Origin of the sequence: Singulisphaera photorubra (assembly GCF_045290345.1) — a bacterium.
Lineage (GTDB): Bacteria > Planctomycetota > Planctomycetia > Isosphaerales > Isosphaeraceae > Singulisphaera.
The window spans coordinates 3,375,259-3,397,047 of the sequence record NZ_CP155447.1 but is presented as its reverse complement, the minus strand read 5'-3'; the positions used below and the strand labels follow the sequence as shown (position 1 = coordinate 3,397,047).

The following is a 21,789-nucleotide window of genomic DNA, read 5'->3' as shown; positions in this document are numbered from 1 at the left end:
CTCTTAAAGGGTCGGACGGGAAGTGAGACGTCTGAGGGAGGCCAGCGCATGGCGAGAGCGGTATTGGGAACGGCCTTCGAGCATCTCCGCTACATCTTCGGGGTCGGCTCGATCGCCGGGCTGGGGGACAGGGAACTGCTGGTCCGCTACTCCGGCTCAAAGGACGAGGTGGCGTTCGAGGCCTTGGTGAATCGGCACGGACCGATGGTCCTGGCAACGTGCCGGGCCATCCTCCGGAACGAGCACGACGTCGAGGACGCCTTCCAGGCCACGTTCTTGATCCTCACCAGAAAAGCCGGCTCGATTCGAGGGGGCGACGCCCTCGGGGGTTGGCTGCACCGAGTTGCCTATCGGGCGAGCGTACAGGCCAGCGTTGAGGCGATGCGACGACGCCGGAAGGAGGCGGAAGCCTCGGTGATGAATCCCCATGACGGATCTTGTCCCGGACCCGAGACCGACCACGAGTGGAAGCCGATCCTGCACGAGGAAATCGACCGTCTCCCCGAAGGTCATCGCCTCCCGGTCGTGCTCTGCGACCTGGAAGGCCTCACCTACGAGCAGGCGGCCGAGCAACTCGGCTGGACGTTGCCGACGCTTCGCTGTCGGTTGGCCAAGGCCCGGCAGCGATTGAGGCGTCGCTTGACCCATCGGGGCGTCACCGCCCTGGGAGCGGGGAGCCTGCTGGCCCCGCGAGGGGCCACGGCCTCGCCGACCACGACGGTCGTCCCCCCCACGCTGGTGCGGGCGACGCTCGTCATGGCGATGGGCGGGCCGGCTTCAAACGGCGCGATGCTCCTCACCCAAACCCTTCTTCGGGGGATGCTCATGACCAAGATCAAACTGGTCGCGACGGCCGCCGGCCTGGCCGTTCTCGCCCTCACCGCGGCAAGCGTTATCGCCGCCGGAGGAGGCCCACCGGAGCCCCCTATACCAAAGTTGAAACCAAAAGCACCGGCTCCACAAGCCACTCAGACGGAGCCGGCGCCCTCAAAGCCAGCCGAGACGGTTGAGGTCCGGGGCGTTGTCGTCGCCCCCGACGGTCACCCCGTCGCCGGAGCGGCCGTGCGGGGGGCCTTCTTCGATCGCAAGTCCGCCACACCCCAGGCAACAAGCGGACCCGACGGCCGATTCACCATCCATCTACCGAAGCCTGGCCGGGAGATCGCCGGGTATACGGCCATTTACCCCTGGATCATCGCCTCGGCTCCCGGCTTCGGAATCGGCTGGGCCAAGGGAGTCCTCCGGACCGACCGCCCAGCCGAGCAGGTAGTGCCACTCATTCCGGAAGGTCCGCCGATCGAGGGGCGGGTCATCGACCTTGAGGGACGGCCCGTCGTCGCGGCCCGGGTCAAGCTCACTCGGATCTTGTTCGACGAGAAAAACGACCTGACCGGCTGGATCGCCCGGGCCCGCAACGGCGCCGAGGGAAATCTCTGGCAAAGCCTCGGGACCCTCACACTCGAAAAGGTCCTGGCGATTGAGGCTGTCACCGGGCCCGACGGCCGGTTCACGCTGACCGGAGTCGGTCGAGACCGGATCGTCGACATGCTCATTACCGGCCCAGGCATCGCCACGACTCCGATCCATGCACTGAGCCGGGCCGAGCCGGAGCTCCGCCTGACCGATCGAGGGATGATGACGCCAATCGCGCTCGTCGTCCATGCCCCGAAGTTCCAGGTCGCCCTCTCACCGACAAAACGAGTCGAGGGTATCGCCCGCGACAAGGACTCCGGCGCCCCCATCGCCGGTTTGAAGATCAGGGCGGCCGTCTATGATGAAAGTAGTCTGATTGATGCCGAAGGGATCGAAGCCACAACGGATGCCGAGGGGCGCTACCGCCTTGACGGCCTGCCCAAAGCGGCGGCTTATCGCTTGTTCTTAGAGCCGGGTAAAGGCCTCCCCTACCTGATTACCACGATGAAGGCCCCCGCCGACACACCCGCTTTCGAGCCCGTGGTCTTCGATTTTCGGCTCAAACGAGGGATTTTCGTCCGGGGAAGGGTCACCGATAAGGTTTCTGGGCGGCCGGTCGTCGGTTACGCAAATTACGATGCCTTCGCCGACAATCCTCACCTCCGCGACTACGCCGGCTTGTCGCCGGCTCACCGACAAACCGCCAATTTTGACGAACAGGGGCGATACGAACTCGTGGCCCTCCCCGGCCGAGGGCTAATCGCCGTCCAGGACGAGGAGAGTCGGTTTCTGCCGGCCACAGGGTATGAGGAGATCAAGGGGTATGACCCGCGGGTCCAAGCGTTTCGGACCACCCGCTATATCCACGCCCGCAGCCACGCCGTGATCGCCGAAATCGACCTGGCTCCGGATGCCTCCGAGACGATCCGCGACTTCCAGGCCGACCCAGGTCGATCGGTGGTCGTCGAGGTGGTCGGACCCGACGGCCAGCCGGTCGGAGGGACGAAGGTCAAAGGGATGACCGAGATGTTCGTGACGGTCCCCTTCCCCCAGGAATCCGCCCGCTTCGAGATCCACGCACTGGACCCGAAGCGACCAAGGCGGGTGGTGGTCGCCCAGGAAGATCGCAAGCTGATTGGCTCGGTGCTCCTCAAGGGGGACGAGACCGGCCCGATTATCATCAAGCTCCAGCCCTGGGGAATCCTCACTGGCCGGATCGTTGACGACGAAGGACACCCCCGCAAGGCGATGTTCCTCGGGAGTCCCACCGGCTCCGAGAACCCGTTCCCCGAGACCGACGATATCCTCCCGGGGAGCGATTGGAACGCAGGCATCCGGGCCGATGACGACGGGCGATTCCTGGTCGAAGGCCTGGTCCCGGGGCTCCGTTATGGCGCGGTCAGTCGGACCGGATTTGAAGCCTTCGGCGAGCTCTTCAAGGATGTGATCGTTGCCCCCGGTGAGGTCACGGACCTGGACGACCTCAAAGTTCAGCCCCCCAAGCAGCAGGAGAACTGACCGCCAGGAACTTCGAGTTCGCCCGTCGGACTCAGAACCCTATCAGTGATGCCATCTCGAGGGTTGATAGGGAAAGTTGTCCGATTGGGTTGAGGAGGCTCCCCCCTGGAGCCTCCCCAATTTGACTGGCGAAGTCTCATCTGACCTTTGAGTTCGGCGCAGGGGGCATGTCAACGATCGCACGTGGTACCCACTTCGAGTCGGTCAGCGGCGGGGTGACGGATTCGGATGGCCCACGCATGGGATGGGCCGCCAGGGAAGGAGCGGGTTTGCCGAAACTTCGCTCCATGAGGATCTGTTCGGCCGCACGCTCTCTCGAGGTGACGCCCGGCTGTGGGTAGAGGCCACCGGCCAGGATCAGGAGGGAGAGGTCAGGACCGCGATTCGTTCTCTCAGGCCAATGCCCAACGAAACGGTCGACAGGTGCCGCGTTCCGGTGAAGAGCAAGAAATAGGCACGCATCACGGCAATCCCGTTGAGCGCAGCGGCGGCAATCACCGCGATGCCGACGTAGGAACTGACCTCGACGGCGCCGTCCACCAGCAGTTCGGTCGAGATGAAACCGATCGTGCAAGGGAAGCCGACGCTGGCCAGACCGGTCAGAAGGAAGCAGACGGCGAGTGTGGGGGAGTGTTCGTAAAGGCCGTGGTAGTGGTTGAGCGAGAGTCGACCGAAGCGGGCTTCGATCGCGCGAAGGGTCAGGCCAAACCCGCCGAGCGAGAGGATCACCGAGAACCAGAGACAGAGCGATCCGGTCAGGGAGATGGCGGTGTGCAACTCGAGGCCGATTAACACGAGCGACGCGTGGCTCAAAAACAGGTGAGCGAAAAAGCGGCGGGCTTCCGTCTGGATGGTCGCCATCCCCGCGGAATAAATTGCCGACGCGAGCGCGAAGAGTCCGACGAGCGTCAGGATCGAATCCGAGGCAATCGGCATGAGCAGCCGGACGGCGGCGTAGACACCGCTGAGAGGTGCCACATATAGCAAAGCAATTCCGAGCGAGGCGTGCTCGAACCAGTCGGTCAGCCAGCAATGGGCAGGGACCGCCGCACAATGGATCAGAATCGCGGCAAGAAGCGGCAGCGTCGCCCACCACGCTGCGGGTGCCTTGGAGGGAATGGGCCCGCCGACGATGCTCCAGCCGAGAACCAGCAGGCCGATGAAAAGAGCCATATGGATGACGTAAAGTCGAGTCGGCCGGCCACGATGGAGCAGTTCCACAAACGGAGGCACGGTCGAAATGGACAAGAGGCCAATCAGGATCCAGGGCTCCTTGCAACTGAAGGTCGCCAGTCGGATCGCCTCGGCCGCCAGCGACCATGAAAATGAAAACCGCCGCATGTGATTACGGGACATGGCCATGGCAGCCAGAAAGTGGAGCAGCGCGATCGACGGAATCAGCGGCGCGCTCAACTCATCCATCCCCAGGATCTGGCGACCGAAAAGGGCGGGCTGAACGCTCCAGCGACGGAGCATTTCGGGGGCCACCCCCACATAAAAGGCGAGCCAGGCCAGGAGCGTGCAAGCAAAGGAGAGACCGGTGAAGACCAGGCCCCATTGGTAGGCGCGGTTGGGATTTCTCAACCGGCTGACGAACGGAGAACCGATCAGCGTGATCGCGATCGCCAGTTCGAGCCAGGGGAGATGGAGAATATTCATAATTGTTCTTCAATGGTTCCAAAGTGCGGCTTGACCTGGTCAGACTCACGCGACGCCACACCGGAGAGAAAGTCGGTCCAGCGGCGTTCGAGCGCATCGCACCACCGAAACGCGTGAACGAACGGGGAGACCACATAAGTGGACAAGAGGGAATCGAGCTCTCCTCGATCGAGGGCGAATCGGTAAAGCCAGTCATGCTTGGGACTGGTCCGCGACAGCCCCCAGACCATCCCTGCCCTCGGCAAGCGGTTGCCGATCGCGTTCTCGAGCGTCCGGTAATCCTGAAGCAACGTCGGAGCTCTCACAAATTGAAGCGTCCGCAACGAGGCGTGGCCAAGCAGGTGGATCAGGGCGACGTAACGGAATCCGAATCCAATCTCGGCAACGATGATCCCCACCTGCGAGAGCGAGGCGAACGATAAGGCAGATTTGATGTCGGTCTGCACGCTCCCGACTAAATAGGCGTAGACGGCGGTCCCCAGTCCCAGGATCACGACCACCGTGGATAAGGCCATCGAGAGGTCGAGCAGCGGGCTGACGCGAAGTAGCAAAAACGCGCCCAGGTGAACGGAAAGCGCCCCGTAAAAGACCGCGCTCGACGGCGTGGGCCCCTCCATGGCTCTCGGGAGCCAGCCCGAAAACGGGATCAAGGCGGATTTTCCAGCCGCGGCGATCAGCAGGAGCAGACCGACCATGAGGGCCTGGCTCGCGGCGACCGACGAATGCTCATAGGGCCAAAGTCCCGTTCCCAGGAGCTTGTCGAAATCTCCTTCGCCACGCAGATGGTGCATCACCACGGCCGCCAACAGCAGCGCGGCGTCGGAGACGCGATAGATCGTCCAGACCCAGAGCCCGTTCCGCGAGGGCGCGGGCCGCTCATGGAAGAACGCGACCAGAAGCGCGGAGGAGAGGCCGACCAGTTCCCAGCCGGCGAAGAGGGTCTCGATCGTACCGGCCAGCGCAGTCACCACCATCCCGAGCACGAAGATCGCGTAGAGCACGAAGAAGCGGTTGAAGCCCCGCTCGCGGTGCATGTACTTGACCGCGAAGGCTCCGATCGTCCCCGAGAGAACGAACGAGAGGATGGCGAATGGCACCGAGAGCCGGTCGAAGACAAACTTCACGGAAAAGTGGTAATGCCGAGGGATCGCGACCCAGTCCCCAAGCGGGATGGCAACATCACGCGTTCCTAGCGCTAGCATCAACCCCAGGACGGCGATTGCCGCCAGAAGGCCGGACACGATCGCGAGATGCACCAGCTTGGATGTCGTCTCTTCGGCCAGCGTCCAGTTCAGCAAGGACGAGACCCCGAGAACGATCGTCAGCAAAAGGGGCGCGGCGACGACGACCAGTCCCAAAATCATCAGCAACTGCTGGTAATCCAACATCGTTTCCCACCTCGATTCGAAGGATCAAGCTTCAGGCCGACGGCTGGATGGCGGCGAACTCGAGATGGTCGCGCCAGCCACGATACCAGTCGACGGAGGAGGGCGCCGTGGGCAAGGCCAACGACTGGGGTTTATAGAGGTGGAACGCGCCATTCTCGAAGACATGGACCTGGCGTGAGTCCGGGTCGATCACCGTGAGCTGGATCCAGCCATTCCGGCAAAGCCTACCGATCGATTCGTTGCGTTCGATGATCCGGAGCATCGACTCGGGCCTCGTTTCGATGATGAACAGGGAACGGACCGGCTCGTGGACCTCGACCATCTGCCAAGGGAGGCCGGTCCTGAGGTCGCTTGCCGCGCCATCCATGACTCCCAGAAGAGCCGCCAGGTTGTGCGGCAGCTTACTTCCGGCCCCATAGCCGTTATTGTCAACGTGGGAGAAGTAATACTCGAGGTTGATGCCACCGCAGACGGGGAACACGGCCTGGAGGACGCGCGTCAGAATCGTGCACTCCGCGTCGTCCTCCGTCGGGTCGTATGAGGTGAGGAAGGCCCGTCGGTCGAGAAAGAGACCACGGGACCATTCTCGCCTCCCAACGATGGTGATCGCGTTGGTCGCGTGCCCGAGTTCGGGCCGGGTTTGCGCCAGGTCCTCGGAACGCTCCTCAACGTGCTCGCGAGCGGCCGTGAACGAGAGCGAGAGCGGTGCCGACATGAACCGACGGCAGCGTTCATGGGCATTCCGGTTGCACGTATCCTCAATAATCTTGCGAACCGACTCGAACTCCTGCTTATGTGAGTCGGGAAGGAGGTCGACATCGAAATAGATGACCGACTCATTGCAGGTATTGTGATATCCGCCGACGACCACCGTTTCATCGGGAAGTGCAAGGCCACGTATGGCCATCCCCTCGCGAACTCGGGGGTCATTCAAGATCTGCGCCAGGGCCCGGGCGTTCGGCCCTCCGGCCGCACCACCGCAAGCGCCGCAATTGTAGGCCGAGTTGTGCGGGTTGTTCAGGCTATCTGAGCCATGCCCGAGCAGGATCACCAGCCTGGCAAACCCAGAAGTTAAACCCATGTCCTGAAGCTGCTTTTCACCCGCGATGATCATTTCTTCGAGCGTATAGCCGACCTGACCATTCTCGGATCCAGCCTCCGGTTCGACGCGTTCCAGTTGAAGCCTGGTGATCGGCGGAGTCCGGACGATCCGGCCAAACAGGTGGCGGATCCTTGCGGTGAGCCGCGGGAAGAGGATGCGAGCCACCAGCGGAAACGTGGCCAGAACGCCGACGGCTCCCGACAGTAATGCTCCCAAGGCAAAGCTTCGGCTGCCGACATGGAACTGATGCGAGGCCGTCCCCAGCGCACGCCGCGTCAACGCGCGCCGGCGATGGGACTTCCCAAGCTTGTCCCCCACCGCTTCCGTGACCCAATGCTGGGGCCGAATCACGACCGGGCAGAGCGGCACGAAGTGGGCGTCAGCCGCCCCCCGATAGTACATCGCCATGCCGTAGAAGCCGGCCGCGCCAAACGTCTCCACCGACGGGGCCAACTCTTCGAGGTGACGGCGGAACGATTCCTCACGCTCGTCCAGGCAACACACAACCTGAAACGCAGGTGACGCCGGACGACCGAACGACTGCCCCGCGTGCACGGTCACGGCGTCGAGAGTTTGGGTCCGGAATCGCTGTTCGTACGCCAGGTGAAAGATTCGGCGGCGTTCGACGCTTGAGAACGCTTCGATCTCTTCAAGAAGGATCGCCCATTCCGCCTCATTCATCCGAGAGAAGACGTCGGGGGAAAGGCCGATGACCTGCGCCAGTTGAAAAACGAGGAAGGCCCGCTGTTCCACACTCGGAGGCCAGTGAACCTTCAACCGGCTTCGGGCCGCCTCACGCAGGGCGCTCAAGGGTCCGCTGAAGTCGAGGGCATCCTTCGCGATGTAAGCCAGAGCATAGCGGTCGAGGATCAGCCTCACGGCCAGAAATTCGATCAGGCTCCCCGCGGGAATCGGGTGAACGGCTCGATCCCCGCGTTGCTCGAGTTGAAGGATCATGCCGCCCCAACCACGAAGCGCAAGCAGAGTTTCCGAAAGAAAGGGGTCCCACTCCTCGTCGGTCACACCGAGAATGTCGAGCGATTCCTGGATCGATTCCAGAGGTCCAACCCCTTGATCCACCAGACGCCCCAACTCCTGAGCCAGACCCCGGAGCCAACGATCGGGCGGTCCCTTCGGCTGACGATAGAGAAGACAGAACGCACGATAGAAACCGTCGGCACGCATGGGCAGTTGCCAATGTGCCAGCCCTTGATCCAAGAACGCGGCGCAGTAGCGGATCAATATCTCGTGAACGAGCGAGTCGGCATCCGCACCTGAAGCTTCGAGCAGAAGGTCGCGATGGCGAACCGACGGAATCGGCGGCGGCGTAAACGGGGGCAGGTTCCTCACACCATCGCAGCAGACCCTCCAGAGTGCTTGAAGTGTGAACCCTTCCCAATCATCGTCACTCCAGTTTTCAATCGTCGACTCACCGAAGCGGTCGAGAAGCTCCTTGAGGCTGGGCGAAACGCGGCCATGCGGTGAACCGATCGCGCTTCCGCCTCGACTCGGATCGCTCCCGGTTCGGAGGTCGCGCACCACCCACCGTCTTGTTTCCGCGATCAAGCGATCACGTACCGCCGAGGAAGCCTCCCGCCTGACACGTCTCAGGGCGTTGGCCTCGGCGACGTACCAGACAAGCTCTTCGGTCGGGCCCGTTCGAAGCGGGTACTGAAGCATCGCCAGGTGCAAATCAAGCAGAGTGCCAAAGCAGGGGATCGGAGTCTCGGCCCGGTCTCCCAGGTCGCGTTCGAGCACCTCGCGCAAGTCGGAAAACCGTATCCGACCTCGACTCAGCTCGTGGCGATACCGCTCCTTGGAAAGGTAAGGGTGACATCCAAACACATGAGCTGCCTTCTTGACAGCTTCATGGAACGACAGGTCCTCGAACGCGTGCAGCGTATTGTGGTGAATGAAGACCGTAATCGGCCCCTGTGCCGGAAGCAGGTGCGAGGCATGCTCGATGACCTCGCCCAGATGATTCAGGCGAGGACTCCGATCCCGATAATCCTGCGACGTCTCGCCATGAGCAATTGAGGCATGCATAGCCACCAGCGCACTCACTTGTTCCTGAGGTCAGATAGAACGGGTGGAATGACCTAGCGGGCGGGAAGCGACAGGAGACCTAATCGACCGAAATACAGCGGAATCGCCCGTTGTGGGTCCGTCCACGGCCGACCGTACGTGCAATCGGGGGGGGAGGGGAGAACGGAGTGCCACTCAGTTTGCGATGAGGATGTCTCTGCGCGGCTTCCGCCGTCCTCTCGGAGATCTGACTCTCTCAAGCAAAAGACGAACACTCGAGAACCGACTCAAACGCTGACGGCCCGAGATCCATCGGCCATTCAGAGTGTTGCCAGCAGTCAACCAGGAGGGGGGAATTGTGGTCGAGCCAGCAAGCTCATGAAGAGGATAATAAGGAACTTTGCTCGACCTGGCAAGTCGGGGTGACGAGATCAGCAAAGTTTCTAAGTGCCGCCAAAGCCGCACCACCTCGACACTTGAGAGCGGCTGACCTTTATTTTACGCGGATTCGGCCCCTGTCTCTCGGTCTATCGCGAAGTCAGACGAAGACAGGACGGCGACTCGCACGGATCTGGATAACCCAAAGGTCAAGGATTACCAACATCCCCGTCTGATTTCCCAAAATATACTTTTGCGCAATGGCCAGCACACCGGCCGAATTTGAGTGTGGATCCGGCAGGCCACGTCCCCCATTGGGCACCAGTCTGAACAGCACGCCCATCAGCTCCCCCCAACCTTCTCATTGCCCAGTAATGAGCCAGATCCTTCTATATTTTCCACATGTCTTGATTGCGCAGTGACATCCTTCGAAAAGGTAGCCCGAACGGGTGTATCGTTTCAACGCATCCCAATAGTTCTTCAGGTAACCGATCGCGGCTCGACGAACTCGCCGGCGAGCATGGGTGTTGCAACCCAGCTCCACCACGTCGCCGCCACCAACGGTTCAACCTTTGCAAATCGATGTGGGTCTCATTACAAGCGATTTCTGAGACAAGAAGCTCCGCACAAATCCTCGGTATCAGCGATGCTGATCCGTAGGAGAGTTTGCGCCCGCCTCACGAATCGGCGAAGTCCAATGTCTGGCACAGATCTTGAGCAAGAGGTCCATTGCGGCCATCGTCCGACCTTTCGGGCCGCACACCCCAGAGTTCGCCCCTCCTGACCGCATGGATGCTCCCCCTCATCCCAGGCTCATTGGATTCACTCAATAAAAGTTCAAGACGTCTCTTTGTTTAAAGAAAAGAATTCGGCGGGGGCAGTGGACGAACGCCATTTTTCAAACTAAGCTCGATTGTTCGTTCATCTTTCTAGACAGAACGCCAAACGAATCTCCTGGCGTTCGAGAATCGCGACCGGTTCGATTAATTAGGCCTTCCCCAACTTGCCTTCAGGGATTTTCCCCTGAGCGGACCAAGGACACATTGATGCTTTGGGAATACCACCGTCTCTCCGTTGATGGACCCAACGTCGAGAATGCCTTGCAAAATCTTGGCCAAGAAGGGTGGGAACTCGTCGCGGTCATTCCCGAGACGAGGATCTTTTTCGGATTTCAGTGCTTCTTCAAACGTCCGATCGCCACCAACACGCCTCAACAACCTCAGCCTCCTGAGCGAAACACGGAGGCAAAGCGACTGGATCCCTACAGTTCGGTGCGGACGAACCCGTTGGGACGGAGTAGCCGGGAGGGGGATTCGCATTCGCCCGAGAGTCTGGCGCGGTTGAGCTGGAAGCGCTGAGCACAGGCCGATTGGGTTTGATTTTCGGCGAGCCGCCAAGCCAAGCCCCTTGTTCGAGCGTAGGGCCTCTCCTTTCATCTTTCTCCCAATGGCCTTCGGCTGGTGAAGCCGAACGGCTCCTTTCGCACGGACCTGTAACGCAAATCCCCCAATCTGGCCACCGCGCCCGCTCCATTGGGATGGGCGACGGGCTCATCCGCATTTGATGACCTGGCCCCGATTTCAAGGATGCCTCGCCGGGTCGTCGGCCAGGACGCGTTGCAATCCTCCATGAGCCGGAGGATACTGGAAATCTCGACTTCGCGGCCCCAATTCCAGGTTGAGGCCCGGGAGAGACCTTCCCAAGTGAGCTGAGAGAGGACCATCTGTGTCGAAGAAGCCCCCTCGGACGAGCCTCGAGCCGGTCCAGAACCATGATGCATCGGGTCGAACCACAAGGTCGTGGGTAGGTACCGGCGTGGCGGTCGGGTTGGTCCTCATCTTGATCGCGACGTTCACAGCCGCCTCATGGCGCCGGAGTTCGCGAACGGACAACGGTCAAGTGAACGGCCCGCGCTCAGACAAGCCCCCCGGAGTGGCACCGGAAGGAATGGTCTGGGTCCCCGGCGGCGATTTCGCCATGGGAACGGACGACGAATCGATGTCTGATGCCAGGCCGGTCCACCGCGTCTCCCTCGACGGTTTCTGGATGGACCGAACCGAGGTGACCAACCGGCAATTCGAACGGTTCGTGCGTGAAACTGGTTACACCACGGTGGCCGAGCAAGCGCCCGACCCCAAGGACTTTCCCGGAGCGCCCAAGGAACTGCTCGTACCGGGATCGCTCGTCTTCTCGCCTCCGGTGGGCCGTGTCTCCTTGGAGGATCACCTGGCCTGGTGGCGCTACGTCCCGGGCGCGAACTGGAAGCACCCAACCGGCCCCGACAGCACGATCCAGGGACTCGAAGACCACCCGGTGGTCCAGGTCTGTTTTGACGACGCAGTCGCCTACGCAAAATGGGCAGGGAAGCGCCTGCCTACCGAAGCCGAGTGGGAGTACGCCGCTCGGGGAGGCCTCGACGGTAAGCGCTACTGCTGGGGCGACGACCTCAAAATCGGCGGCAAGTGGCAGGTGAACAACTGGCAAGGGCTCTTTCCCAACGAAAACATGAAGGAAGACGGATTCGATGGGACCGCCCCCGCCGGTTCGTTCGCAACCAATGGCTACGGGCTGAGCGACATGGCCGGCAATGTCTGGGAATGGTGCGCGGACTGGTATCAGCCCGGCTACGATCCTTCCCAGTCGCGAAATCCGCAAGGACCCGACTCCAGTCACGACCCGGCCGAGCCTGGCATCCCCAAGCGCGTTCAGCGTGGCGGTTCGTATCTTTGCAGCGACTTGTATTGCGTCCGATATCTTCCGGGAGCGCGAGGCAAGGGGGCCACGGACAGCGGCGCATCGCACATCGGCTTCCGCTGCGTCCTCACGCCCAAGGCAAAGTCTTGATCGGCCTCAAAGCCTGACCTGAAATCAAATCGCCAGACCGTGGCCTCCTTTCCAAAGGAAGCGTCCCCTGACCAGTCAGGAGACGCTTCCTTTGGTCACTCCATGCCATTGGCCCCAAGTCTAATCCCACCGGGAGTTCACGGCTGTTGTCTCACTTCTACGAGTCGAATCTGTTCTGGCTGTCCTCGCAGCTCTTGACGACTCTGGGCTTCGTTCTCGGCATCATCCTGGTCGCTCACTTGCTCAGGTCGCGACGATCGACCTCAAGCACAATGGCCTGGCTGCTGATCATCGTCCTGGTTCCCTACCTGGGCGTTCCCCTGTATCTGATGATCGGTGGCCGGAAGATGCAGCGTCGAGCGGAGAGTAAGGAGCAGGTTTACCATCGTCGGCGGAAGCCCTCCTCGGAAACGTCAGGCGGACCCGCCGAGCGGATCCTTCAATCCTTTGGCATTCCGCCGGCCACTCTGGGAAACATGGTCGAACCGGTCACCAGTGGGGAGGAAGCCTACCGGTTGCTGCTGGAGTTGATCGACAAGGCCGAACAATCAATTCACATTACCACATACATTTTAGGCCGAGACCCTGTCGGCGCGGCGATCATCGAGCGGCTGGCAAAACGCGCGGCCGATGGAGTGAGTGTCAGACTCCTGCTCGACGATGTCGGATCCTGGCGGGTCGGCCGAAGATTTGTATCCCCCTTGACCGCGGCCGGAGCCAAGGTCGCGTTCTTCATGCCGATGCTCCACTTGCCATTCCGGGGACGCACCAACCTGCGGAATCATCGCAAGATCGTTGTCATCGATGGCCAATACGCATTAACCGGAGGCATGAATCTCGCCAGCGAATATATGGGGCCGACTCCAAATCCGCAGCGATGGCACGACTTCTCGCTGGTTATCTCAGGACCGGCCGTCGCCGATCTCGCCGACCTGTTCCGATCCGACTGGAAATTCGCGACCGGGGAGACCATTGCCAAGGAAGAAATGAGCCCCCTCCCGACCGTGCCCGAAGGCTCGATCACCCAGGTCGTCGCGAGCGGTCCCGACGTCTCCGGTGATCCACTCTACGAATCGCTCGTCTCCGTGATGTTCGCCGCGCAGCGACGAATCTGGGTCGTCACCCCCTACTTTGTCCCCGACGAAACCCTGGCGCGCGCACTCGAGCTTGCCGCCCGGCGCGGGGTTGAGGTGCGCGTCCTTGTTCCCGACCACTCGAACCATGCGATGGCCGACCTGGCCCGGGTCAGTTACCTGCGTCAAATCCAGACGGCCGGCGGGCAAGTGCTGCTCTACCAGCCTGGGATGGTTCACGGCAAGGTCGTCTTGATCGACCACGACCTGGCGATTGTCGGATCGGCCAACATGGATATGCGGAGCCTTTTCCTGAACTACGAGGTGGCCGTCTTCTGCTACTCACAGCCCCAGGTCGACGCAACGGCGAAATGGATCGAGACGCTCATGGCTCAGAGCCAGCGAGGTCTCTCCGAACGTGGCCGGCTCACCCAACTCGCCGAGGACGTCGTTCGGCTGCTTTCCCCCCTGCTCTAATATCCAAGGCTGTACTTTCCGAGCCTCTGTGCCTACCGACTGCTGCCGTCCAGGCGTAAAAGAAGGGCGCGGTATCTCGCGGCTACATTGCCATAGATATCCCCATATGATTCGCCACCGAAACCGTAGCGTCCGAAGTTTTCGAGCATTTTGAGGATGCCCTCGCGGAGCATCGGTCCGACGCTGGCGGTTTCGGCCGGCTCGTATTGCAGTCGGAACTCGATGAGGTCGCAGAATGAGCTGACCTCGCCAGCGGCGTTGTCCGCCTCCTCGCTCAAGAGGTAGTTGATGGCGGCGGGAACGTAGAAGGCGAATGCTTTCGGCCCCATCCACATAAGGTCTTCCTGGAAATGGCGAAAGTTTTCGGCGAAGAGGGACCGCGCCTGCTCCAGGTCCTTGCCGAGGAAATTCTTGACGGCGCATCGCTCGTCCAGCGAGTCGAAGACATTGATTTCCTCCGCGGTTGGCAGGCGGGGGGCCATACGTGCAAATCTCCCGAACTCGCATTGGGTAGCCGGAGACTGGTCTGACCGGGGCGATGGCTGTTACCACGCGGCCTGACACCCCGAGCAAAGCCGACCCCCAATGACATCCTCGCATTCGACACCCTCTCCGTGCCAGTGGTTCCCATGGCTCGCCGCCGCTCTGGCCCTGCGACACCGCCGTCGCGGCGGCCGGCAAGCGGGCCGACCGCATCGCCCGACGCCTCTTAGCCGAGGTGATCGGGCCTCGGCTCAAGGGGGCCACCCGACTGCCCCTCGTCCTGGACGACACCCCGACGAAGCGGCTCGGCTCATTTTTCCCTGAACCATCCCGCTCCGCCGCCAATCCCGATTGTTGCTCCCCAACACGCCCATTGGGTAGGATTCAATCGAGAAGGACCAGGTCAAGGCTTGCCGACACCAATGGCGCGAACATGTGTAATCGCTATCTCCACGTTCCGTGGATCCTGGCCTCGCTGATCGGGCCATTCTCCGGCTGCGATCTCGCCTCCACGCCCCCACGAGCCAAGCAGCCGCACATAAAGCTCATTGTCTCCGATCGAACACAGCCGATCGCCCTGGCGAACATACCCGCCTCGGAACCAACACCGCACGTCCCGGAACCTTCGCCAAGCGAGCCGGTCAAAGCGGTTCTGGCCCTTCGTCCGGCGAACATCTCGCCCGGAACCAAGGCAGAACTCCTTGTCACCGTTCGCATCGCCAAGGCCCACTACCTTCACCCCGAAGCTGACCATGGCGGTACGTTCACGCCTCTCAAGATGAATGCGATGTTGCCGGCTGGAGTTGAATTCGTTGGAGACTGGAACTTTCCCCCGCCGGAAGAAGGGCGGGCCGGCGTGCCCATCTACCGCAATTCGGTGCAGATACGACGCGCCGTGAAAGTGACCTCCCTGTCGCCAGAGACGCTGAACGTGACCGGCGTGCTCCATTATCAGGCCTGCAATGATGAGCTGTGCTGGCCTCCCGGCAAGTTGGAACTGTCAACACAACTCACGATCCAAGCCGAGGCATCCCAATGAAAATGGCTCCAGTGATCGTCGCTGCCCTGTTTTTCGGGCTGATGGCGAATGGATTGACCCATGCCGCAGAACTCGCGGAAATCAAAGTCCTCTTCGTCGGCTCGGAACGCGCCTCCGAGTACGTCACGTTCCTGAAGGGGAAGGTGGCGCAGGTGGAAGCAAAAAGCCTTGCGTCTTTCCAGGTCAAGGACGCGGGAAGCTTCGACGTTGTCCTCTTGGACTGGCCGCAGGGCGAAGAGACGCGCGAGATGCGGAAGCTCAGATCGCCCCTCGGCACGCGGGAAGCGTGGAACAAGCCGACGGTCCTGCTGGGGAGCGCGGGGTTGAACCTCGCCGTCTGCTGGAAGTTGAAAGGTGGCTCGGGTTGTACCTGTCTTGACCCGCTCGCCTTCGATTTGCGAGAGCATGAGATCTTCGAGAGTCCGTTCCCGATCGACCGGAGCAAAATGGTCTCGATCCGGACCCCGGCCGACTTCAGCGACGAACTCAAGGATGCCAAAATCAAGGTCCTACCGCTTGTTGCTGATTTCCATCGGAAGTGGAAAGCCGGCTGGTGCACGCACGCCCTGGATTTCGCACGGCTACCGGACGTTGAGTTCTTCTGCGGCGGCGTCAACACCCAGACGCCGACCTCGGCCGGCCTGTGGCGACAGGGCAATTTGCTTCATTTCGGGTTCGAGCAATCGCCCGCCGAGATGAACGAATCGGGCCAACGGCTCCTGCTCAACTCCATTGCCTATATCAGCCGATTCACCGAAGACCGCCCGATTGCGGTCACACCGTCGGTTTTTGGAGGTCCCGCCGCCCGCTCCCGCTCAACTCTAGGCCGATGGTTGCGGAATCCGGACTACCCGTCGATTTCGCCAAGGGTCTCTTGGCACCGGAGTTGTGGGAGCAGCTTTCCGGACTGGCCAACCGCGAGGCGATGGTGAAATGGGCGGACGATCACTCTCGGTTTCTCTATCCGGATGACGCCAAGCAGTTGGCGATCGACGAAGACCTCGTAGCGCTGAACATTGCCTTCGACCAGCCGGAATTTTTCGACAAAATTCTCCCTGATCTGCGTTCGACGGACACAGCGACCCGAGCTCGCGCCGTGCGCTTGTTGAATCGTTACGTCCCGATGGCCCCCAAGGGTGACACAGCCGAAGCCTGCGACCTTTGGTGGCAGGAAAACCAGGCATTCGCTTTCGCATCCGACGCGGGCGACTATCGGTGGTATCTCGATCCCCTGGCAAAGAAACGCGGCGTTCCCGTCAGCAAACTGCGTGGCCCCTTGCGAGCGGATCCCTGATAACTGGCTGGAGGAAATGACGAGCAACGGTGACGTGCCGAAGATGGCCTAGCAACAATGAGATCAGGAACGATGGCGGGTCGAATGCAGTCCCACCGGTCCCGGCTTCACTCACCGGGACCGGTTTCCCGCTCTATAAAGCCGTCCTGCGACCCCATCCCGCTCATCCCCCAAGTATCGCCTCCATCGTCCGAAACTTCTCGCGGGATCACTCACGTTCTTCGACAGAGATAGCGATCCGAGCGAGCGGACTGAGCCTGCTCAACCTCGCCGAAGCTGGCCGCCGTCGCGAGAGCCCGCTCGATCGGCGCTAGTTTCGCCCTACTCTCGTGCACGGACCACGGGGAAACGACTTTGGCGCTCTCGAAGTCGCGTGAGGCGAGGGATCTCGGCGGTCAGAACGGGGCCCAGCTCTCCCTTCAGGGTCGTGGCGAACGGCCCCGTGGTACGGCGTCACTTCGTCCCCCCTCACCAGACGTTTCGCCGCCATGCGTCTACGAGCCCACTCATCAATCCGGGAGAATCGTGATGAGGTTCGGACTTGGCGAGGATATTAACCCTGGAGGATACGAGTTGTGGACACCGCTCCGACGACGAGGCCGAGCCTCTTGATTCGACTTCGCGACCCCGCCGACGAGCGTGCGTGGGCCGAATTCGTCGACATCTACGGACCGCTCATTCAACGGCTGGCGCAGGGGCGTGGGTTACAGCACGCCGACGCCGAGGACCTGGTCCAGGACGTCTTCCGCGTGGTGGCTGGGGCCATCGAGGGGGGGCGCTACGATCCGTCGCGCGGATCCTTCCGCGGCTGGCTGTTCCGCATCGCCCGCAATCTCACGCTCAAGGCGCTCACAGCGCAAGGGCGGCAGCCTCGGGGAAGCGGCGACACGGGTGTGCTCAATTTCCTGGAGGAGCAGCCGGCCCCGGCGCTGGAAGACTCCGCACAGTTCGAGGCCGCGTATCGGCGGCGGATGCTCGAATGGGCGGCTCGGAAAGTTCGGGGCGAATTCTCCGAAACGGCTTGGCGCGCCTTCCTCGCGACTGGCGTCGAGGCCAGGCCGGCCGCTGACGTCGCTCGCGAGTTGGGGATCAAAGTGGGCTCGGTCTACAACCTGAAGTGCCGGGTCATGGCCCGACTCCGCAGCGAGATCGAGCAGGTTCAGGACGCGGAAAACACGGGTTTTTGAGAAAGCGGTTTCAATATGATTGAACACGTTTCCGGGTGTGAAGTGAATCGGCTGAAGGGACTCCTGGGCGGCCGGCTGGCCGGGGACGATGTGGCTGCGCTCGAGGAGCACCTGAGCGCTTGCCCACACTGTCGCGAGACCCTCGAAGCACTGGCCTCCGATCGATCGTGGTGGGATCACCTTGCCTGCCTCGACCCCCGTGAGGTCGAGCGGGTTGGTGAGAACGCCACCGAGGAGGGGTTGCCGCTCGCCTTCCTCGAACCTTCGGACCTCGTGGGATCGCTCGGCCGACTCGGCCCCTACGAGGTCCACTCCGTGATCGGCCAAGGTGGGATGGGGATGGTGCTGAAGGGGTTCGACCCGGCGTTGAACCGTCCGGTGGCAATCAAGGTGATCTCTCCGCTGGTCGCCACGAATGCGGCGGCGCGCCGCCGGTTCGCCCGCGAGGCGCGTGCGGCCGCGGCCGTCTCCCACGACCACATCATCGCCATCCATGCCGTCGCCGAGTCGGCCACTGGCCTCCCCTATCTCGTCATGCCCTTGGTCTCGGGCCGCTCGCTCCAGGAGCGGCTCGACCGCGATGGGCCGCTCGACGTGGCCGAAATCCTCCGTATCGGCATGCAGACCGCCGCCGGTCTGGCCGCAGCACACGCTCAAGGTTTGGTCCATCGCGACGTGAAGCCGGCCAACCTGCTGCTGGAAAACGGTGTCGAGCGAGTCAAGATCACCGACTTCGGCCTCGCCCGTGCCGCGGACGACGCCAGCCTCAGCCACAGCGTCGTCATTGCTGGAACACCCCAGTACATGGCCCCCGAGCAGGCCTCGGGCGGCCCTATTGATCACCGCTCTGACCTGTTCAGCCTGGGCACGGTCCTTTACGCCGCCGCCACGGGCCACTCACCATTCCGCGCCTCGACCACGATGGCCGTACTCAAGCGGGTCTGCGAAGACCGGCCTCGGGCGGTCCGTGAGATCAATCCGTCGGTCCCCGGCTGGCTCGAGGCGATCATCGACCGGCTCCTCGAGAAGGACCCGGACCGCCGCTTCCAGTCAGCGGCCGAGGTGGCCGACCTGCTCCGCCAGGGCATGGCCCACCTCGAATTTCCGAACATGGAGCCCCCCCCACAGTCGGCGAAGCGACTCGCCGCTGCCGGCCGAAGTCGGCACCGGCCAAGGCTCGTGGTGATGACGCTCGTCCTGATCCTCGGCCTCTCCGCGTTCGGAGCCGCCGGCGCCGGCGGCATTCCAACCGTCCTGAACCTGTTCGCCACGATCCTCCGCATCCGAACTCCCGAGGGGACGTTGGTCGTGGAGGTCGACGACCCCAAGATCAAGCTCCAGATCGACAACGATGACCTTGTGATCCGGGGGGCTGGCCCCCAGGAGATCCGCCTCGCCGTGGGAAAGCACCGCCTCTCCGCGAGTAAGGACGGCAAGCGCGTCCGCGAAGAGCTCGTCACAATTAGCCGCGATCAGAAGAAGACGGTGGTCGTCCGGCTCGAACCCAACGAGCCAACGCCGGAGCCGGAGCGCATCGCGACGTCCAATCCCCTCGCACCCTACCCTGCCGCCGTCCCACCCAGCTTTCCGGGTCTTGAGCAGGAGCCACCGCGTGTCGAGCCCGACGAGCCTCCCGCCGTGCCGGAACTGACCAAGTCGGTCATCCTGGAACCGTTCGGAGGCCAGCCTTGCTGGTTTGCGCTCTTCTCACGCGACGGCGAGACCCTCTCCGCGAGCACCAACTGGAGCGGCAACATCAAGGTCTACGACGTCGAAACACAGCAACAAGTGGGGCGTATGAATGGGGAAGCCAATACGGCGGGCTCCTGTGCCGCCTTCTCCCCGGACGGCAACTTGCTGGCAACGAGCGGCGCCTACCAGATCCTCATCTGGGACTTCTCCAAGCACCAACTTCTCACTCGATTCCAGGCCCATACCAAATCGGTCCGCTCCTTGCAGTTCTCGCCCGACGGCAAGTGCCTTGTCTCGGCGGGAGACGACGGGACCGCGAAGTTCTGGGAGGTCGGAAGCTGGAAGCAACGGAACTGGGACGCCGGGACCCCGCAGGAGCGACCCGCGATGTTGACCTCCACCGACCCCTACTTCGCCGCCGCCTTCTCGCCCAACGGCAAGACGCTGGCCCTCGCCTCGGGCGATTACCGTAAGGAACGCCCGCCTGTTGTGACACTTTACGATTACGACGCGAGCTCGGGCTCGGTGAAACTACGACTCAAGCTGGCCGTCGGAAACCGAGGGCCAGCCTGGTCCGTCGCCTTCTCGCCCGACGGCAATACGCTGGCGTCTTGCAGCTTCGACTCGGTGATCAGGCTCTGGGACGTGAGTTCGGGGCGCCAACTCGGTTTTCTGCCATTGCAGGGAAAAAAGTCCGGGGCGCGTGGTCTGTCATTTTCCCCCGATGGAAGGACTTTGGCGGCAGGCTTGTTCGACAGCAGCATCGGGGTGTGGGACGTCGTCTCACGCCGGAAGACTCTGTCGCTCAAGGGACACAAAGACCATGCCTTCACCGTCGAGTTCTCCCCGGACGGCAAAACCCTGGCCAGCGCGAGCAAGGACGGAACCGTCAGACTGTGGGAACTGTCCGAAAACCGGCCTTAGCCCGAGGTGTGGGATGTTCTCAGCATCACGACCCTTTGTCGATTCGTCCGGCCAGACTTCCGCGAGAGAGGACGAGCCTGACGCCGACAATCCAGTCGGCGTCCCTTGCCGTGTCAAGGTTGTCACGCGTGGTCTGGCGTTCCTGTTGATCGTGATGCTCGTCGGGCTCGATTGCCTGTCGCAGGCATCACGGCGGTCACCGGCAGCCTTCGCAACCTGCGACCGGTTTAGCGGCTCCGTCAAGGCAATGTCCCTCCAGGCCGCCGACGGGTTGCTCCACGGCTGCATTGCCGAAGGCAAACTCACCGTCTGGAATCCTGACTTGTCCGGAGTCCAGGTCGGCGGCTCCCAGGGTGTCGCGATCGATCAGGCCGCAATGTCTCCCGACGGTACGACGCTGGGCGTGGCCGATGCCAAAGGCGTCGTCAGTGTCTGGGACCTGAGCAACTGGCGACGGCGGGCCGAAATCCCGCCCCGGACCGCGCGATCCAGTTCGCTGATTTTCAGTCAGGACAGTATCACCCTGGCCACGGCCGACAGCCTCGGCGTCCGGCTCTGGGATGTATCGACGGCGAACCCGATTGCCGGGCCGCGGCTCGATCTCCCGGGTGTCTCGGGCCTGGCGTTCGACGCCGATGATCGGTGTCTGGCCGTCGGGACCAAGGACGGAGCAGTCCGGCTCTGGGACGTTGCCCAAGGGAGCCAATCCGCATCGTTTCGGGCGCATCCGGTTCGGGTTAGCTCACTGGCGTTTTCGCAGGACGGCCGCGTGCTGGTGACATCCAGTAACCTCGATCAATTCGCTCGTCTTTGGGATATCACAACGGGCCGTCTCCTCAGAGAGTTGGATGCCCGATCGCAAATCCAGGAGGTGGCGTTCGCTCCCGGTGACCGTGAGCTGGCCACCGCGGCGTTCGACGGGTCTGTGCGGCTCTGGAATGTCGCGACGGGAGAGACTCGCTGTGTCTTCTCAGAGGGGGATGGACCGGTAACGGCACTGGCCTTCTCGGCTGAGGGCGCGACCCTGGCTTGCGGCGGCATCGGTGTGATTCGATTGTATCGGCACGACGAGTCCTCACGGACGACCTCTCGGTCGCGGCAAGCCAGTTCGACGAAGCGGGCAGCCGGGGACCGCACGAACGGTAAAATGGCCGACACTTATTCTCAAATTGATTAACTGCAATCAAAAGCCACCATTACTAATCGACTTTGAACATAAAAATATACCAATTCGCGTTCGTCCGTCCACGAGTTCGACCATTTTACACAGCAGATGCGTGGTGGCTGCAGTTC

14 protein-coding genes are annotated in these 21,789 nt (G+C 62.2%); 10 read left to right on the top strand and 4 right to left on the bottom strand.

Annotated elements, in window-relative coordinates; all coding sequences use genetic code 11:
- Window positions 1–48: 48 nt before the first annotated feature.
- Window positions 49–2,931, top strand: coding sequence for a sigma-70 family RNA polymerase sigma factor (locus tag V5E97_RS13025; protein WP_406699753.1), 2,883 nt, complete (start codon window positions 49–51; stop codon window positions 2,929–2,931).
- A 357-nt stretch (window positions 2,932–3,288) separates the two neighbouring features.
- Here V5E97_RS13025 and V5E97_RS13020 read toward each other — a convergent pair whose 3' ends face one another.
- From V5E97_RS13020 to V5E97_RS13010, 3 genes are read right to left on the bottom strand one after another with little or no spacing between them, the layout of a single operon-like run.
- The gene (locus V5E97_RS13020; RefSeq protein ID WP_406699752.1) at window positions 3,289–4,590 is read right to left on the bottom strand and encodes a proton-conducting transporter transmembrane domain-containing protein; all 1,302 of its coding nucleotides are present in this window, start codon (window positions 4,588–4,590) and stop codon (window positions 3,289–3,291) included.
- On the bottom strand, window positions 4,587–5,978 hold the full coding sequence (locus V5E97_RS13015; protein WP_406699751.1) for a proton-conducting transporter transmembrane domain-containing protein: 1,392 nt from the start codon (window positions 5,976–5,978) through the stop codon (window positions 4,587–4,589). The genes V5E97_RS13020 and V5E97_RS13015 overlap by 4 nt, the downstream gene beginning before the upstream one ends.
- Window positions 5,979–6,009: 31 nt before the next feature.
- Window positions 6,010–9,126 carry a DUF2309 domain-containing protein gene (locus V5E97_RS13010; protein ID WP_406701153.1) on the bottom strand — a complete coding sequence of 1,039 codons (3,117 nt, stop codon included), beginning with the start codon at window positions 9,124–9,126 and terminating at the stop codon, window positions 6,010–6,012.
- A gap of 1,403 nt (window positions 9,127–10,529) precedes the next feature.
- Here V5E97_RS13010 and V5E97_RS13005 point away from each other — a divergent pair.
- From V5E97_RS13005 to V5E97_RS12995, 3 genes are all read left to right on the top strand, one after another.
- Window positions 10,530–10,841, top strand: a complete 312-nt coding sequence (locus tag V5E97_RS13005; RefSeq protein ID WP_406699750.1) for a DUF4177 domain-containing protein — start codon at window positions 10,530–10,532, stop codon at window positions 10,839–10,841.
- Between the two features lie 367 nt (window positions 10,842–11,208).
- Window positions 11,209–12,327 (top strand): formylglycine-generating enzyme family protein, encoded by a 1,119-nt coding sequence (locus tag V5E97_RS13000; protein ID WP_406699749.1) that lies wholly within the window; start codon window positions 11,209–11,211, stop codon window positions 12,325–12,327.
- Window positions 12,328–12,473: 146 nt separating this feature from the next.
- Window positions 12,474–13,877 carry a phospholipase D-like domain-containing protein gene (locus tag V5E97_RS12995; RefSeq protein ID WP_406699748.1) on the top strand — a complete coding sequence of 468 codons (1,404 nt, stop codon included), beginning with the start codon at window positions 12,474–12,476 and terminating at the stop codon, window positions 13,875–13,877.
- Between the two features lie 32 nt (window positions 13,878–13,909).
- Here the strand turns inward: V5E97_RS12995 and V5E97_RS12990 are convergent, their stop codons facing one another.
- Window positions 13,910–14,359 (bottom strand): hypothetical protein, encoded by a 450-nt coding sequence (locus tag V5E97_RS12990; protein WP_406699747.1) that lies wholly within the window; start codon window positions 14,357–14,359, stop codon window positions 13,910–13,912.
- A 434-nt stretch (window positions 14,360–14,793) separates the two neighbouring features.
- Between V5E97_RS12990 and V5E97_RS12985 the strand changes: the two genes are divergently transcribed.
- From V5E97_RS12985 to V5E97_RS12960, 6 genes are all read left to right on the top strand, one after another.
- Window positions 14,794–15,399 carry a protein-disulfide reductase DsbD domain-containing protein gene (locus V5E97_RS12985; protein WP_406699746.1) on the top strand — a complete coding sequence of 202 codons (606 nt, stop codon included), beginning with the start codon at window positions 14,794–14,796 and terminating at the stop codon, window positions 15,397–15,399.
- Window positions 15,396–16,331, top strand: coding sequence for a hypothetical protein (locus V5E97_RS12980; protein ID WP_406699745.1), 936 nt, complete (start codon window positions 15,396–15,398; stop codon window positions 16,329–16,331). The genes V5E97_RS12985 and V5E97_RS12980 overlap by 4 nt, the downstream gene beginning before the upstream one ends.
- Window positions 16,325–16,693, top strand: a complete 369-nt coding sequence (locus V5E97_RS12975) for a hypothetical protein (RefSeq protein WP_406699744.1) — start codon at window positions 16,325–16,327, stop codon at window positions 16,691–16,693. The genes V5E97_RS12980 and V5E97_RS12975 overlap by 7 nt, the downstream gene beginning before the upstream one ends.
- 575 nt (window positions 16,694–17,268) lie before the next feature.
- Complete coding sequence (locus V5E97_RS12970) at window positions 17,269–17,880, top strand: RNA polymerase sigma factor (RefSeq protein WP_406699743.1); 612 nt, start codon at window positions 17,269–17,271, stop codon at window positions 17,878–17,880.
- Between the two features lie 15 nt (window positions 17,881–17,895).
- Entirely contained in the window at window positions 17,896–20,496 is a 2,601-nt protein-coding gene (locus V5E97_RS12965; RefSeq protein ID WP_406699742.1) for a protein kinase domain-containing protein, read from the top strand.
- Window positions 20,497–20,509: 13 nt separating this feature from the next.
- Complete coding sequence (locus V5E97_RS12960; protein ID WP_406699741.1) at window positions 20,510–21,673, top strand: WD40 repeat domain-containing protein; 1,164 nt, start codon at window positions 20,510–20,512, stop codon at window positions 21,671–21,673.
- Window positions 21,674–21,789 lie beyond the last annotated feature (116 nt).